This is a genomic window from Haloterrigena salina JCM 13891 (assembly GCF_000337495.1).
Classification (GTDB): domain Archaea; phylum Halobacteriota; class Halobacteria; order Halobacteriales; family Natrialbaceae; genus Haloterrigena; species Haloterrigena salina.
Genome location: NZ_AOIS01000014.1, coordinates 39,237 through 55,180, shown reverse-complemented (window position 1 = coordinate 55,180; position 15,944 = coordinate 39,237). Strand labels below are relative to the sequence as shown.

Sequence of the window (15,944 nt, the reverse complement as noted above, 5' to 3'; positions counted from 1 at the left end):
CCCTCCGCGCGCTCGCTCGGATCGCCGGCGGCGCGCCGCTGTTCGGCCTGCTCTGGCTGGCGGTCGTCTCCGTCCTCGCGAGCGCGACCGGTTCGTCGCTGGTCGTCCCCGTCGGCGCCGCCGCGCTGGTCGCCGCGGTGCTGCTCGCGTTCGGCGTCCAGCTCGCTGCCTACTTCCTTCGGTACGGTACCCTCGAGTACCGGCGTTACGACGAGGCGATCGTCGCCTACGATACGTTCCTCGAGGAACCCCAGTGGGCGGCGCCGGTGCAAGAAATCCGGGACGTGACGGTCGCCACCGACTGGTTCGACGAGCGACTCCTCGGCGCCGGGCGGCTCCGGCTGACGGTCGGCTGGGACGACGACGCGCCCGCGCGGGAAATCGGCCCGGTACGGGACGTGATACGTGTCGCCGAAGCGCTCGAGATACCGTCCGCCTCGAAACCGACCGCGTGACGATGGGTTTCGGCGCCTCGCGGTCGACGTCCTTCGGTCGCCGGCGCACTATCGCACACGTACGCGGGTGCGCCTAACGGACAAAAACAGCTACGCTACCGGCTCTATGCGCTCGAGTCAGTCGTCGACGACGCGCACGGAATCGCCGACGCGAAGCGTTTCGCCGCGGTCGGCCTCGGCCACGCGGGAGATGAGCATCACCGTGTAGTAGTGGTCGAAGGCGTCCGCGTCGGCCCAGTCGGGGAACGTTTCCTCGCGTTTCTCGACGAATCGCTGCCGGAACTCCTCGATCGGCTCGCCGGACTCGGGATCTCGTCGGGGGACGACACAGCGACCGCAGGGGGTGACGCCCTCGAACCGGACGCCGTCGACCTCGAAGGCCGGAGCGTCCTCGCCGACGAAGCGGTCCTCCCAGAACGGTTCGACGCCGCCGATCTCGACGTTCGCGCGGAGGCGCCGACGAGCCCCCTCGACGGTCATCCCCTCGTCGTCGAACCAGTCGGCGACGGTCTCGAGCGTGGCGGTGCTGATCACCGACGGCCCCATCTCGCGGCGGTCGACGTAGCCGAGCGTTCGGTCGCGCTCGAGGGTCAGCTCTACGTCGAAGAAGTCGCCGAACCAGTCCGCGGCGCGGTCGCGGCCGGTTTCCGTCTCGAGCTCGAACCGGACGACCTCGCCGTCGGGCGCTTCGACCTCGAGGACCGCCGTTTCGGCGGCTTCACCGCCTCCACGTCGTTGCGACGGAGTCGCAACGCCCGGATCGAAATCGGTCCGCAGGTCGTGGACCCGCTCCGTCCGCTTCCCGTTGAGCACTTCGCCGTCCGCGTCGAAGAGGGCGAACTCCCGATCGGACGCGAGCGTGCCGCCCGCGAGAAGTTCGGCGGTCTCGAGTTCGATACCGTCGAGTCCCTTGATCGGATAGACCCTGAGCCGCTCGAGTCGTGCCATTGGTAAAATGTGACACGAGACGCACATATAGTTGTTCGTTCGAACGTCATCGGCGGCGACGGTCCGCCGGTCGGCGCCGGTAGCCGATCGTTCGGACGACGGTTCGATCGGGTTGCCGGCGGGCGCTCCCCGTCGCGTCACTCCTCATCGACGCGACGGGCGGTCACCCGAAACAGGTTCAGCCGCGTGCTGAACACCTGCGCGTCGCCGACGAGTTCGTACTCCGCGCCCGTCTCGAGTTGCTCGCGCGCGAAGAGGTGAGTCGTGGTTCCGACCGCCCCGCCCTCGAGCGTCGAGCGGGCGACGTAGCCCGCGTACTCGTCGGGTTGTGTGAGGACCGGCACCGTTTCGCCGTCGGGCGTTCGAAGAAGCCGAACGACGGTCGTCGCCGGCAGTCGATCGACGAGGCGAACGGTCAACCCCGGGCGGTAGTCGTCGAGCGATACCAGCACGAGATGACGGTCTTCGGACTGCGCGTCCGCCTCGGACGACTCGGTCTCGACGTCGGTGGCTTCGATCGAGGCGGACGTACCGACGACGACGATACTGGCGGTGTCGATCCGCGCTTTCGATGCGTTCGACGACTCGCCCGCTGCGGCCGACGACCTGTTCGACTGATTCTGACTCCGTTCGGCGGTCATGTGACGGTGTGGTAGTGGCGGTCTCTGTCGGTCGTTCCTCTACCGGCGTCGATTCGGACCCGCTTCCCGAACCCAATCAAAAATAATCGACGGAGGAGTACGCGACGGAAGCGCTACGAGACGTCGGTCGAGAGGAGGTTCAGCGTCGGGCTGAACATCGTCGCTTCTTCGCCGAGCGTCGCGCTCTCGCCGCTACTGATGGTCCCCTCGCGGATGAACATGAGCGTCGTGGGACTTACCGGGCCGCCGTCGACCTGGTACCGCACGACGTGGCCGACGTACTCGTCGGAGGCGGACGACGCGGGGCTCGAGGAAGCGCGGCTCCGACGGCTCTTCGAAGACACCCGCGTACAGGAGTACGCCGACGGCAACGACTGGTTTCCGTCGCTGCCGATCGCCGAATCGATTACCGCGACCGGCGAGATCGAACGCGGCGGCGTGATCCCGATCGTCCTGTTCGTCGACGAGGCCGAAGCGATCACCGCCCTGGTCGTCGATCTCGACGTGCGGAACGACGACGTCGGAGAAGTGAGTGACGTGACGCGAGTCGAACGGTTCGTCGAGGTCCCGCTGCACGAACTGGCGGCGACCATCGTGCCGGCGGACGACACTGTCCTCGGAACCCTTCCGTCGGTCCCACTCGAGCGGCGACCGTGGTACACCGCGGTCGACGGCGGCCACCGGATCGAGGACCCGTCGCAGCCGTTCGATCGGGACGGGTGGCGAATCGGGTGGGACGACTCGGGAACCCACGGCGTCGAGATTGCCGCCGAGTTTCGGAATCGCCCGGTGTTCGCGAGCCTGGAGTCGCCCGCGACCCTCAGCGGCTACGGCCTCCCGGAACGCGACGGCGAGAACACGCTGGAGTGGTTCTTTCCGGACGACGGGTCCGTGTTCAGCGGCGACGTGCTGGTCTGGGACGTCCACGGCGTCGGGGTCGGCGGACCGGGACTGCTCGGTACCGTGACCTATCCCGGAGGCGCGGACCGACCGGCCGGATTCCGGTTCAGAGCCCACTATCAGACCGGTGCTCGAGGCGCCGAGGGTCGAGACCACCGCTCTGGCTACCGGTTCGGGCAGTCCAGTCACGAACTCGCCACCGAGTTCTGGGACGACGGGACGGTCGTTCCGATCTGGCGCCGCCAGGGGCCGGGGTTCGTTACCGAATATGCGGCCACGATAGCTGACGGGGTGTCCGCAGACACCGGAACGGATCCCGAGACCGATCCGGACGCCGGCGTCGACGGCGACGCGATCGAGAACGGCGTTCCCCATCACTCGATCGCAACGGTTGCGATGGACGTCACCCCCGGGACCACCGACGGCGTCGAGATCGAACGCTCCGACGGCGCCGAGTGGACGACGCCGGAAACGGAGTTCTACCTGGTCGGCGAGCCCGGGACGGCCGTCCGGTTTTCCAACCCCGAGGGCCCGGAAACGATCGGCGTTCCGCTCGAGGACGGCATGGAGGTCGTCGTCGTCCGCCGCAGCGCCGGGGAGATACCGGGCGCCCAGCGACTCGAGAACCGGGAGATCGAAACCGCGTTCGTCCATCCGGCGCAGTACATCGGCGACGAACCGATCCAGGGTGAACGCGTCGTCGCCTGGCTCCTGCTGGAGGCCGCGACGGCACGACTCCCTCACCCGACCGGGACCACGTCGTTCGAAACGCAGGCGACGATGCGACTGTCCGGCTACTGAACCGTCCCGCGAGTCGGTCTCGTCGAAGCGGTAGTTTTTGCCCCCGCTGGCAACAACGGAAGGGTTTACGTGCTGCGCACGATTGTCTCGCGCATGAAAGTACTGGTCACGGACCCGATCGCCGACGCGGGTCTGGACGTACTTAGAGACGCCGGCCACGAGGTCGAGACAGGCTACGAGCTCGAGGGCGAGGACCTCCTCGAGGCGGTATCGGACGCCAACGGCATGATCGTTCGCTCCGGGACCGAGGTCACCACCGAGGTGCTCGAGGCCGCCGAGGAGCTCACGATCGTCGGCCGCGCCGGCATCGGCGTCGACAACATCGATATCGACGCCGCCACCGACGAGGGCGTCATCGTCGCCAACGCTCCCGAGGGCAACGTCCGCGCGGCGGCCGAACACACCGTCGCGATGACGTTCGCGACCGCGCGCTCGATCCCGCAGGCCCACATCCGCCTGAAGAACGGCGAGTGGGCGAAAAGCGACTACCTCGGCGCCGAACTCGACGGCAAGACGCTTGGCGTCGTCGGCCTCGGCCGCGTCGGCCAGGAGGTCGCCAAGAAACTCGACTCGCTGGGCATGGACATCGTCGCCTTCGACCCCTACATTTCCGAGGAGCGCGCCGACCGCCTCGGCGCCGAACTCGTCGACTTCGAGGACTGCCTCGCTCGGGCCGACTTCCTGACGATCCACACGCCGCTGACCCCCGAGACCGAGGGGATGATCGGCGAAGAGGAACTCGACCTCCTCGAGGACGGCTACATCGTCAACGTCGGCCGCGGCGGCATCATTCAGGAGGACGCCCTCGCCGCGAAGGTCGAGGACGGCACCCTCGCCGGCGCCGCGCTCGACGTCTTCGCCGAGGAGCCGCTGTCGACGGACTCGCCGCTGCTCGAGCACGACGAGATCATCGTCACGCCCCACCTCGGCGCCTCGACGGAGGCCGCCCAGGAGAACGTCGCGACCTCGACCGCCGGGCAGGTCAACGCCGCACTCGAGGGCGAACCCGTCGCGAACGCCCTGAACGCCCCCTCGATCGACGAGAGCGCCTTCCCCCGTCTCGAGCCCTACATCGACATCGCCGAGACCGCCGGCAAGGTCGCCGCCCAGCTGCTCGAGGGTCGCATCGAGGACGTCGAGATCACCTACGAGGGCGACATCGCCGACGAGGACGTCGAGTTCGTCACCGCCAGCGCCCTGAAGGGCGTCTTCGAACCGCTCGAGTGGCAGGTCAACGCCGTCAACGCGCCCCAGATCGCGGAGGATCGGGGCGTCGACGTGACTGAATCGAAAACGCGGCAGGCCGAGGACTTCCAGAGCCTGATCTCGGTGACCGTCAGCAACGACGACGACGAGGTCTCCGTCGACGGCACCCTCTTCGCCGGCGACGACCCGCGGATCGTCCGCGTCGACGGCTACCGCGTCGACGCCATCCCCCACGGGAAGATGGTCGTCACGCGAAACACCGACGAGCCCGGCGTCATCGGCCTCATCGGCTCCGTCATGGGCGACCACGACGTCAACATCGCCGGCATGTTCAACGCCCGCGAGACCATCGGCGGCGAGGCCCTGACCGTCTACAACGTCGACAGCGAAATCCCCGATGGGGCCCGCGAGGAACTCGAGGCCGACGACCGCATCATCGGCCTCAACTACATCACGCTGAACGGCCAGGCCTGAGCCGGTCGAACGGGATTCGTCCGATTCGCGACTCAGGGCTTCGCGTCCGCTCTCGCGGGAAGCGTCTGGAGACAGTTCCGGCAGTACGTGTAGCAGTGATCGTTTTCCGTTCCGCAGACGCGACAGGTGACCGGTTTCTCGAGCCGTCTCTGTGAACTCATCGTCGGTGTTCAGCCCTCGAGGGTCATACCCGACGCGCTGACGTTTGCAAGCCCAGCCCCCAAACGGGGATATATCATACTTCGGTCAAGTCGGTGCCGCCGGACGCCGCACTCACGCCCGGTGGGAGGTTGGCTCGTCGCTCAGTCCGTCCGACTGTTCCATCCCCGGACGTAACCGGCGAGCGACGCTCTTTTCGTCGGGTACCGATACCGGATCCCGCCGCGTCGGCGGTCGGTATCGACTCACCGTCTCGAGACGTTCACGACCGGATGATTGTAATCGGATATGACGGGTAGCATACATTTTTATGAGCCGGGATATTGCGCTTCTCGATATGAATCGTCGGAAATTCATCGCGGCGACGAGTGTCGGTGTCGGAATGGCGGGCTGTCTCACCGGGAACGGAACCGATGACGGTGACAACGGAACCGACGACGACGGCACGAACGACGCGAATATCGACGTAAACGACACCGAGGAAGGAAGCCACTCGAGCGATCCCGGTACCGACGGGAACGGGAGTCAGAACGACAGCAACGAGTCCTCGGCCGATTCGGAGCCCAACGAGTCCGACGACTCGACTGGGGACGACACCGACGAAACGGACGGCGATGAGAACGAGACCGACGACCCGTCGGGGCGAACGACGTCGTTCGAATCCTGCGAGCGAGCGACGGTGTCCGGATCGTTCGCGGACGGCGACGTCGCCTTCGCGAGCACGGGATTCTACGACGAGGACGGTCTCTTCGGCAACACGGTGATCGAAGACGGCGTCGTCTTCGGCGACGACGTCGACGCCCCCTTCTCGGGCACGGTCGCGTTCGAGATCGGTGGCGGGTCGGGCGTCTCCGAGGGAAGCGACGAGATCGTCGTCACGGTTCCCGACTACGGCGGCGTCGGAACCGTGATCACGTCGCTGACGACCGAACAGGCCGATTACGCCGCGGGCGCCCCGACGACGCCGAACCCGCACGCCGATGACTGTCTCAGCGAACTCGAGGCCGAGGCCGGCGGCGGCGACAACGGCAGCGATGAGAACGAGACCGACGACGATAGCGAGTCCGATGGCGACGATAGCGGATCCGACGCCGACGATAACGGATCCGATGGCGACGATAACGGGTCCGGCGGCGACGCCGCGGCGTCGTTCGCGGTCTCGATCCTCAGTACCAACTCCCCGGTCGACGCGGGCGGCTACCTCGAGGGGACCGTGGAGGTCCGGAACACCGGCGGCGCGGCCGGCTCCGCAACCGTCGACCTCGTGGTCGGCCACGATCCGACGACCGTCGAATCGCGGTCGGTGTCGCTCGAGGCCGGCGAACGGACGACGTTCACGATGAGCTACCAGACACCGCCGGTCGCGTCCGACCAGCAGTTCCCCGTCCGCGTCGAGACGGCCGACGATTCGGACCAACAGACGGTGCGCGTCCGCGGCGTCTAGTAACTGCGAGCGCGGCATCCGGCCGATTCCCGCGGCGTAAGAATCCGCCCCGTTTCTGAAACCGTACTCGAGCGTACCGGGACGTGATGCTATCGACAGCTGGGACCGCCGGCGGACGCCTCGTGCGCACGTCGCCGTTCGGCCGCCCGCAACGGTCCGTCCCCCTCGAGTCTGCCGCCGCCGTCCTCCGGTACGCCGCTCTCGAGCGGCCGCGGGCGAGGGCCACGGCAAAAGACCTATCGCCCTTCCAACCAACCGCTCGTACATGGACGACGACGTTTCGGTCGACTTCGGCGAGGACGGACTCGTCCCCGCCGTGGCACAGGACGCGGAGTCCGGCGAGGTGCTCATGCTCGCCTACGTCTCCCCCGAGGCCCTCGAGCGAACGCGCGAGACGGGACGGGCCCACTACTACTCGCGCAGCCGCGACGAGCTCTGGGAGAAGGGCGCGACGAGCGGCCACGTCCAGGAGATCGAGGAGGTGCGCGTCGACTGCGACGCCGACACCCTGCTCTACCTGGTCGAGCAGGAAGGCGGGGCCTGCCACACCGGCCACCGGTCGTGTTTCTATCGGACGATCGAGGGCGAAAACGTCGGCGAAGAGGTCTATGACCCCGACGCCGTCTACGGCGACGAGTAACCGATCATGAGTGAACGCGCCCACCGCGGCAGCGACGCCGCCGGAACCGGGTCCGCGGAACGGTCCCCGCTCGAGGCCCTCGAGGGTGCCCGCAGGCGGTTCGAGGAGGCCGACCAGCGGATCGCGGACGCGGGCGGCGACGCCGTCGCGGAGGCCGCCGAGGCCTACCGGGACGCGACGGAGTTACTCGAGGAGTACGTCGATCGAGCGACGGGCACCGGCCGGGAGAACTTCAAGGCCTACGTCGAACTCGAGGGACGATTCGACTCGCTGGTCTCGGAGCTACCCGACAATCTGAAGGGCTACGAGGCGTTCGAGGAGGCCCTCGACGCGATCGACAAGCGCCGCCTCAGCGAGTCGGACTTCGAGCGCGCCCACGAGGCCCTCGAGCCGGCGGCCCGGTACGCCGAACTGCTCGAGGAACGCGAGGCCGCTCGCGAGGCGATCGACGAGGCCCGAACCACCGCCGCTAAGCGCCGACGGGAGCTCGTCGACGAAATCTCCGAGCGCGAACGACTGGTCGAACTCGGGGAAGCCGACCTCGAGGCGCCGGTCGAGGAACTCCGCGAGCCGATCGACGCCTACAACGAGGCGATCGAGACGGCGTTCGAGGAGTACCGCGTCGAGGCGTCGGCTCGCGAGGTGTTCGAACTGCTCGAGCGGAGTCGTTGGTACCCGTTCGTCGACTACGAGCAGCCCCCCGACGACCTCGCGACGTATGTCCGCCAGGACTCGGCCGGCGAGTACACGATCCCCGAACTGTTGGAGTACGCGAACTACTCGCGATCGAAACTCGAGCACTACGTCTCGAGCGCGGACGAACTCAAGCGCCGGGTGGCGACCCAGCAGACGTTCCTCGACGGGATTGACGCCGACCCGCTGACGATCCCGTGGCCGCCGAGCGAAGCGGGCGCGCTCCGCCACCGGGTCCGCGAGATCCGGCCGTTCGTCGAACGCATCGCCGGCGAGGACGTCGTCGCGAACCTGCGGTCGGTCCGGCGGCTCGCAACCGATCCCGAGTTCGAGTACGACCGACTCCAGACCGCGGCGCAGGCGGTCGCACAGCTCTCCCCCGACGAGCGCGAGCGGCTGGCCGACGGCCGTGTCGCCGACGAACTCGAGTCGCTGCGAGACGAGCGGGCGCGGCTCGAAGAAGCGCTCGAGGTCGAGGACCCGATCTGACTGGGTCAGTGCCCTCCTATCCCGTCGAATAATCGGTTGGGGAGGGCGTGGCGATTCCCCGTTGCCACGAAAGCAGAACGCTCGTTCTCGACCAGTGATTCGCGATTTTGTAACTCACCGAACGAACGAGCCGTTCGATCGCGTCACTCCCTGCCCTCCTCGAGTTCCGCCGCTTCGTCGAAGTCCACGCGCGGCACGAACGGGCCGAAGTCGGCGGTTCGCGACGCGATCGAGGCGATTCGAAACGTGTAGACCAGTAGAACGGTAAACGGGAGGAAGACGAAGGTGACGACGGTGCTGACGACGAGCACGAGTGCCGCCGTCGTCTCGACGGTCTCGATAATCGTCGAGTAGGTCATCATGAAGATCCCGCCGCCCAGAAGCGTCGGGAAGCCGACGACCAGCAGCACTTTCGAGAGGTACGCGAGTTCGTACTGCATGTACAGCGTCTTGAACGTCTGGCGAGCGATCGCCAGCTGACCGAGTAACTCGACGAGGTCGTCGAGCGTCTCGAGGTCCGCCTCCGAGAGCTCGTCGGCGTAGTGGGCCCGGATCTGCCGGGCCGCGTACAGGTGCGCCCCGTTGAAGCGGCCGAGCACCGCCGACAGCGTCTCGAAGGTTCCGAAGTCCGAGTTCTCGAGCGACGCGGAGACGAGTTCTCCCTCGGTCTCGACCGCCTCGATGAACTCGTCGATGACGGCGGCGCGGTCCGGGTCCGTCATTCGATCGGCGACCGCTTCCAGCCGTTCGGTCCGTTCGACGACGGTGTCGACGACCAGTTGCAGGAAGTCGGCCGGCGCCGCCGGGCTGACCGGCGTGTCAGTCAGGGACTCGACCTCGCGCCGGAAGACCGTCATCTCCTCGAACCGATCCGAGAGGTCGCCCGGCCAGCCCAGTTCCTGCGAGAGGACCAGCTGGTTGATCGCGAGCACGATGGTGATGAACGGGAGGGTCCCGCCGACGACCGCCGCGACGAGCGTCGTCGCGGTGTCGGGGTCGGTGACCGGAATGTACCCGGCGAAGCCGATACTCGCACACGCGACGAAGACGACCAGCGAGAACAGCCCCGTGATGACGTATCGGTTCCCGTCCAGCAGGAGCCACCGTTTGACCGGCGACTCGCGAAGGCGCTCGTGAACGAGATCGCTCCGGCTCACCGACTCGTCGATCCGTTCGTCCTCGTCGATACCGGACTCGTCCGCGCTCATGGCATCGCCGTCGATACAGCGTCGGAAAAGTGTGCATGCGGACGCCCCCGTTACGTGACGTTCGAACGTCGTTTCGCTCCGCGCGTTCGAGCGCCCGCGACTCGGACCGACCGTCGAGGCGGCGGCCTTGAGGCCACGACTGAAGTCCCCGTCCGTCGTACGATCGGTATGACCAGACAGCTGCTCGTTCCGATGGACGACTCCGAGCCGGCCCGCGCGGCCCTCGAGCACGCGCTGTCGGTGTTTCCGAACGACGAGGTGACGGTCGTGCACGTCGTCGACGAACTCGAGGCGGGGTACGGCGGCCGACCGCCGGTGACCGACAGCGGCGGAACCGACGCGGACGAACCGGAGTTCTTCGCCGACGTGCGCGACATCGCCGCCGAGCGCGACCGGCGCGTCGAGACGGCCGTCGTCGAGGGCACGTCGGCGGACGCGATCCTTGAGTACGTCCGCGACAACGACGTCGACGGGATCGTGATGGGCAGCGAAGGCCGGTCGGGCGTCTCCCGAATGCTGCTTGGCAGCGTCGCCGAGGCCGTCACGCGACAGGCGTCGGTGCCGGTGACGATCGTCCCGTAGGCGGATCGGATTCGACGCCCCGTCCAGCGATCCGCGGCTCCCGGGATTCCGGTCGGAGAACCGAACGTTCGTCCGCTGTCGATCGACGGCACCCTCGAGAACCGACCGTCTGCGGAATCGCGGGTGTTTTTTCGTCGAAGACGCAAGGACGAGCCATGGACGACCGGCTGGGGACGACGCTTCACACAGGACTCCTGCTCTCGACGACCGCGGTGCTGGCGTGGCTCTCCGGCTTCCCGATGTTGTTCCCGAGTCTCGGTCCCTCCGCGTTCGTGCTCGCGCTGTTCCAGGACAGCGACGCGACGTCCCCGCGGCGCGTGATCGGTGGCCACGCGATCGGCGTCGTCGCCGGCCTGCTCGCCTACCACTCCTTCGGCGTCACGCTGTCGATCACGGCCGCGACCGATCCCGGCTCCCTCGCGGGGCTCAGACTCGTTTCCAGCGGCGTCGTCGCGACGATGCTGACCGCCGGGGGCATGCTCTGGACCGAGACCCGCCACCCGCCGGCCTGCGCGACGACGCTGATCGTCTCGCTGGGACTGCTCTCGACTCCCCTCGAGGGGGCGCTGATCGTCGTCACCGTCGTCGTGCTCGTCGTCGCTCACGAACTCCTGTTGGCGACCGAACGGGTCGGCGCGCGGTACGGGGACCGGCTCCGATCGTAAGCTGGCGGGGACCGACTCCGGTCCCGAACCGACGGCGCTCGCGCGACCGCGGTATTGATACGCCGTCGATACGTTCTCGATATCGAACACGATGCAGGCGGCTGCTACGGGCGAACGGCCGGACGTAATCGAATCGCGAGCGGTCGGCTCGACGCGCGGAGGTGTCTGGCGGTGGACGCGTTGACGACGCTGCTCCTGCTCGGTCTCATCGTCGCGGGCGCCACCGCCGTCGCGATGGCGCTCGAGGCCCGCGGACGCCTCCCCGCGTGGGTCGGCGTCTGGGGGCCGGTCGTCACCCTCGAGACGGAAAACGGGCTCGGCGCGCTCGACCGATTGGCCCGGCCGCGCTATCGGCGCTTCTGGCGGCGGTGGACCAGCGCCGGCGTCGCCGTCTCGCTGTCGTTGCTCGTCGTCATGACCGCCGTGGTTCTGTTCGCCGCTTACGTCGCGCTGACGCGGGAAGCCGCCACGCAGGTGAATCAGCCCCGGAACGTGCTGGCGATTCCGGGAGTCAACGACTTCTTGCCACTGGCCGCGACGCCGGCGATTCTCGTCGGTCTCGCCGTCGCCGTCGTCGTCCACGAGTTCAGCCACGGGCTGCTCGCTCGCGTCGAGGGCGTCGCCGTCGAGTCGGCCGGCCTGATCTTTCTCGCCTTCACCCCCTTCGGCGCGTTCGTCGGCATCGACGAGGACGACGAGACCGCCGCCTCGACGGCCGACCGCAACCGGATCTACGCCGCGGGGATCGCGAACAACCTCGCGGTGGCGCTGGTCGCGTTCCTCGCGCTGTTCCTGCTGGTCTCCACCTCGATCGCCGCCGTCTCCGGCGTCGCCGTCGGCGGCGTCTACCCCGAGACGCCGGCCGACCGGGCCGGCCTCGAGCGCGGCGACGTCGTCACCGCCGTCGACGGGCGGCCGATCGGCGACGCCGACGATCTGCGCGCGACCCTCGACGCGACCGACGGGAGCGTCGAACTGACGGTCGCGGGCGACCGCGACGACGCCGAGACCGTCACGCTCGAGCGATCGGTCGTCGTCACCAGCACGCTCGAGGGAACGGGAGCGGGGGCGAACGGGGTGGCAAACGACAGTAGCGACGCCGGGACCGGCAGTACCGACGGCGAGCCGAACGCACTCGAACCCGGCGAGACGATTACGGCGGTCGACGGCACCTCGGTCCGCACCGAGTGCGAGTTCCGCGCGGCCCTCGAGAACCGCACGGTCGCGACGCTCGAGACGGAAGACGGTTCCACGACGGTCGTCGCCGGCGCGGCCGTCGCCGCGGTCGACGCCGACGGCCCGCTCGCGGCCGCCGGCGTCCCCGATCCGGACGGCGATCTGCGAGCGCTCGTCGTGACGCGTCTCGACGGCGAGCGAATCGTCGATAGCGACGACCTCCTCGAGACGCTCGCGGAGACTTCCCCCGGCGAGACTGTCTCGCTCGAGGCCGTCGTCGACGGCGAGCGCCGGGCGTACGCGGTAACGCTGGGCGATCGGAACGGCGAGGCGGTTCTCGGGATTACCACGGTGCCGGGAACGAGCGGGACGACGGTGACCGACCTCGGCGTCGATCCGTATCCGAGCGCCCAACACCTCGGCATCCTGCGGGGGCAGCCGGTCGCGGACGGGCTCGGATCGTCGCCCGTAGCGCGCGGGTTCGCGGCGTTCGCCCTCCCCTTCGCCGGGCTGATCGACGGCTTCTCGACGGCGAACTTCGGCGGGTTCGTCGGGCCGGTCGCGGGCTTTTACGCCGTGACGGGGCCGCTCTCGGTCCTCGGCGGCGGCGTCTTCGCCGCGGCGAACGTCCTCTTCTGGACGTGGTGGCTCAACCTGCTGGTCGGCGTGTTCAACTGCATTCCCTGTTACCCGCTCGACGGCGGCAAACTCCTCCGGACGACCGTCGAGGCCGCCGGCTCGAGGGCGGGACTCGAGCGGCCCGATCGGGCGGCGACCGCGGCGATGGTCGGCGCTAGCGCGGTCGTCGTGGTCGCGATCCTGCTGGTGCTCTCGAGTCCGTTCCTCGGCTGAGTTCTCGTCCCGTCGCTGAAAAGTAGTTGGAGATCACTGCTCGACCGTCGTGGCGAGGAGATTCAGTCGCGAACTGAACATCGACGCGTCGGTATCCAACGACGCGCTTTCGCCGGTACTGATGCGCCCCTCGCGGACGAACAGGATCGTCGTCGGCTCCGACGCCCCGCCGGAGGATTCGTACCGGATCACGTGACCGGTGTACTCGTCCGGTTGCGAGATCTCCGATACGGTCTCCCCGTCGACGGTCCGGAGGAGCCGTATCGTCGTCCCCGTTTGCAGATGTGCGATCGTCTCGAACTCCGAGCCGGGTTTGTAGTCGTACGAGAAGACGAGCGTTCGTCCGTTGATATCCTGTGTCATCGTTACTCTCCTCCGTTCTCGGGGTCGTCATCGTCCCCGATCGCTTCCTCGAAGGCGTCGATCTCGTCCTCCTCGAGCGGTTGCGGTCCGGTCTCCGTCTCTTCGGTAACCGACGTACTGAGCAGGTTCAACTGGGAACTCAGTACTGACGCGTCTCCACCGATCGTACCCCTGCTACCGGCGCTCAGTCGTTGCCCGCGCGTGAATAGAAACGTCGTGATCCCCGCCTCCCGAACGTCGCCGATGTCGTAGCGAATGATGTATCCGGTCCACTCGTCAGGTTGGGAGATCTCGGGAACCGGCTCCCCGTCCGCTTGTAGTATCTCGACCGTCGCACTCGTCTGGAGAGGCGAAACGACGTCGAAGCTCGCTTCGGGATAGTACTTATTCGAGAAGACCGCTGTTTGCTCTCGCTGTGCGCTCCCCGTGGCTGTCCCGAACGCCGTCGCTCCAAGCGTCAGCGCCCCTACCGCGAGGACCCCTTTCGCCATGAACGACCGTCTCGGGTCGCCTATTGATTCGCGTTTGGCCATGATTCTGTCCCTGTCGCCCGCCGTACGGCTCTTCTCCACGCACTGATCCCACCGTGTTCGGCGTAGTCGGTGGGCACGGTATCATTGGTGAACCACTCTCATCAAGTCATCTTTCGATATTCGGTCACGCTGTGATCCTCGTTCACGGTGTGATACAAGCGGTCCTCGCGGAATGTGTGCGCGACGATACAATATCTCTGACTTATATACCGCTCTACTCACCGCGCACGTCGCGAAACGCGACTCGGGAAGCGATTCGAACGAGAAGGGTCAGTCGACTCAGACCTCGGCCTTCGCCTCGGTCAGCGTCTCGAACATCTCGTCAGCCAGTTCGTCGGCGCGCTCTCTGTTGCGGGCCTCGGCGTAGACCCGGACGAGCGGTTCGGTGCCGGAGGGGCGGGCGAGCACCCACGCGTCGCCGTAATCCAGCCGGTAGCCGTCCCGTGTGTTGAGTTCGGCGTCGGCCGACTGGGCGTGGTTGGCCGCGGCGTCTAGCATCGCGTCGCGCTCGGCCGTCGACTCGTAGGCGACATTGTGGCGGACGTTGGCGTAGCCGCCGTAGGGGGCGACGATCTCGCTGACCGGCCGCTCGGCGACGAGCTCGAGGAAGCGAGCCGCGGTGAAGGCGCCGTCTCGCGAGAGCCGGAAGTCGGGGAAGAAGATCCCCCCGTTGCCCTCGCCCGCGATCGGAACGCGCTCGCCGTTCGCCTCGAGTTCCTCGATTCGGGTGATGATGTTCGTCGACCCGATCGGCGTCAGCTCGAGGTCGGCGCCGACCTCGGTGACGACGTCGACGAGCCGCTGGGAGACGTTGACCGCCGAGACGGTCGTGTCGCCGGGCTCGAGTTCGGCGGCGGCGAGCGCGGCGAGGGTGGCGTCGCCCTCGACGTACTCGCCGGTCTCGTCGAAGAAGATGGCCCGATCGGCGTCGCCGTCGTGGGCGATGCCGACGTCGGCGTCGGTGGCCCGGACCAGCTCCCCGAGGTCTACGAGGTTGTCCGGGACGGGTTCGGGATCTCGGCCGGGGAAGTGGCCGTCGGGCTGGCCGTTGACGGTGACGACGCGACAGCCGAGTTCGCGGAGGAACTCGGGGCTGGTGATCGCGCCGGCGCCGTGGCCTGGATCGAGCGCGACCGTCAGTTCGGCGTCGGCGATCGTCTCGTAGTCGGCCGCCCCGAGCAGTTCGTCGATGTACGACGCCCGCACGTCGTCGACTTCCCGGACGCGGCCGGTCTCGTCCCAGGAGGCGACGTCGAACGCTTCGGCGAGCAACACGTTCTCGATCTCCTCCAAGTCCGTGATCGCGAGCTCGATCCCGTCGCTGCCGACGAGTTTGACGCCGTTGTACTGGGGCGGGTTGTGCGAGGCCGTGATCACCATGACGGGGACCCCCGCTCGCTCGGCGTAGGCCTGTGCACCCGGTGTGGGAAGGACCCCAAGCCGATCGACGTCCGTCCCCGTGCTCGCGAGTCCGCTCGCGGCCGCGTCGGCCAGCATCCGCCCGGTGTATCGCGTGTCGCGCGCGAGACCGACCCGGTCGACCCCCCACGCCGTCCCGGCCGCTTTCGCGACGCGCAGGACGAACGCCGGCGTCAGCTCTTCGTTGGCGACGCCGCGCGTTCCGCTCGATCCGAACACTTGCATCACCTGCTAGTCGTATGGGTCCCCTCAAAGGGATTCCGGAGCAGACGGAACGCTTTCGGCGCGCGACCCCG

At 67.8% G+C, this 15,944-nt stretch carries 15 protein-coding genes and 1 pseudogene; 9 read left to right on the top strand and 7 right to left on the bottom strand.

What is annotated here, in order from left to right:
- A pseudogene (locus C477_RS23780) lies at positions 1-455 on the top strand (DUF6498-containing protein); the annotation flags it as partial.
- A gap of 117 nt (positions 456-572) precedes the next feature.
- Here C477_RS23780 and C477_RS04120 read toward each other — a convergent pair.
- Complete coding sequence (locus C477_RS04120; protein ID WP_049914244.1) at positions 573-1,403, bottom strand: MOSC domain-containing protein; 831 nt, start codon at positions 1,401-1,403, stop codon at positions 573-575.
- A gap of 137 nt (positions 1,404-1,540) precedes the next feature.
- The gene (locus C477_RS04115) at positions 1,541-2,044 is read right to left on the bottom strand and encodes a hypothetical protein (protein WP_008893181.1); all 504 of its coding nucleotides are present in this window, start codon (positions 2,042-2,044) and stop codon (positions 1,541-1,543) included.
- A 219-nt stretch (positions 2,045-2,263) separates the two neighbouring features.
- Between C477_RS04115 and C477_RS04110 the strand changes: the two genes are divergently transcribed.
- Together C477_RS04110 and serA are read left to right on the top strand one after the other, a co-directional pair.
- Positions 2,264-3,745, top strand: a complete 1,482-nt coding sequence (locus C477_RS04110) for a hypothetical protein (protein ID WP_008893179.1) — start codon at positions 2,264-2,266, stop codon at positions 3,743-3,745.
- 93 nt (positions 3,746-3,838) lie between these two features.
- Positions 3,839-5,425: a phosphoglycerate dehydrogenase gene (serA, locus tag C477_RS04105; RefSeq protein ID WP_008893178.1), complete on the top strand. Its 1,587-nt coding sequence runs from the start codon at positions 3,839-3,841 to the stop codon at positions 5,423-5,425.
- A gap of 32 nt (positions 5,426-5,457) precedes the next feature.
- Here the strand turns inward: serA and C477_RS25000 are convergent, their stop codons facing one another.
- Positions 5,458-5,586, bottom strand: coding sequence for a DUF7577 domain-containing protein (locus C477_RS25000; protein WP_449404392.1), 129 nt, complete (start codon positions 5,584-5,586; stop codon positions 5,458-5,460).
- Between the two features lie 335 nt (positions 5,587-5,921).
- Between C477_RS25000 and C477_RS04100 the strand changes: the two genes are divergently transcribed.
- The 3 genes from C477_RS04100 to C477_RS04090 all read left to right on the top strand — a co-directional run bounded on the left by C477_RS04100 (position 5,922) and on the right by C477_RS04090 (position 8,850).
- A complete protein-coding gene (locus C477_RS04100; protein WP_239641841.1) occupies positions 5,922-7,028 on the top strand; it encodes a CARDB domain-containing protein in 1,107 nt (368 codons plus the stop codon).
- 265 nt (positions 7,029-7,293) lie between these two features.
- Positions 7,294-7,668: a phosphoribosyl-AMP cyclohydrolase gene (hisI, locus tag C477_RS04095; protein ID WP_008893176.1), complete on the top strand. Its 375-nt coding sequence runs from the start codon at positions 7,294-7,296 to the stop codon at positions 7,666-7,668.
- Between the two features lie 6 nt (positions 7,669-7,674).
- Positions 7,675-8,850, top strand: coding sequence for a DUF7118 family protein (locus C477_RS04090; protein WP_008893175.1), 1,176 nt, complete (start codon positions 7,675-7,677; stop codon positions 8,848-8,850).
- Between the two features lie 143 nt (positions 8,851-8,993).
- Here C477_RS04090 and C477_RS04085 read toward each other — a convergent pair whose 3' ends face one another.
- Positions 8,994-10,058, bottom strand: coding sequence for a hypothetical protein (locus C477_RS04085; RefSeq protein WP_049914239.1), 1,065 nt, complete (start codon positions 10,056-10,058; stop codon positions 8,994-8,996).
- A gap of 168 nt (positions 10,059-10,226) precedes the next feature.
- Here C477_RS04085 and C477_RS04080 point away from each other — a divergent pair, with 168 nt between their 5' ends.
- From C477_RS04080 to C477_RS04070, 3 genes are all read left to right on the top strand, one after another.
- Positions 10,227-10,640, top strand: coding sequence for a universal stress protein (locus tag C477_RS04080; RefSeq protein ID WP_049914237.1), 414 nt, complete (start codon positions 10,227-10,229; stop codon positions 10,638-10,640).
- A 155-nt stretch (positions 10,641-10,795) separates the two neighbouring features.
- On the top strand, positions 10,796-11,305 hold the full coding sequence (locus C477_RS04075) for an HPP family protein (protein WP_008893172.1): 510 nt from the start codon (positions 10,796-10,798) through the stop codon (positions 11,303-11,305).
- Positions 11,306-11,476: 171 nt separating this feature from the next.
- Positions 11,477-13,333, top strand: a complete 1,857-nt coding sequence (locus C477_RS04070) for a site-2 protease family protein (protein WP_008893171.1) — start codon at positions 11,477-11,479, stop codon at positions 13,331-13,333.
- Positions 13,334-13,366: 33 nt separating this feature from the next.
- On the opposite strand, the gene C477_RS04065 is transcribed toward C477_RS04070, so the two are convergent.
- From C477_RS04065 to glmM, 3 genes are all read right to left on the bottom strand, one after another.
- Positions 13,367-13,696 (bottom strand): hypothetical protein, encoded by a 330-nt coding sequence (locus C477_RS04065; protein WP_008893170.1) that lies wholly within the window; start codon positions 13,694-13,696, stop codon positions 13,367-13,369.
- A 2-nt stretch (positions 13,697-13,698) separates the two neighbouring features.
- Positions 13,699-14,187, bottom strand: coding sequence for a calcium-binding protein (locus C477_RS04060; RefSeq protein ID WP_193366251.1), 489 nt, complete (start codon positions 14,185-14,187; stop codon positions 13,699-13,701).
- Positions 14,188-14,508: 321 nt separating this feature from the next.
- The gene (gene glmM / locus C477_RS04055) at positions 14,509-15,873 is read right to left on the bottom strand and encodes a phosphoglucosamine mutase (protein WP_008893168.1); all 1,365 of its coding nucleotides are present in this window, start codon (positions 15,871-15,873) and stop codon (positions 14,509-14,511) included.
- Positions 15,874-15,944: the final 71 nt, after the last annotated feature.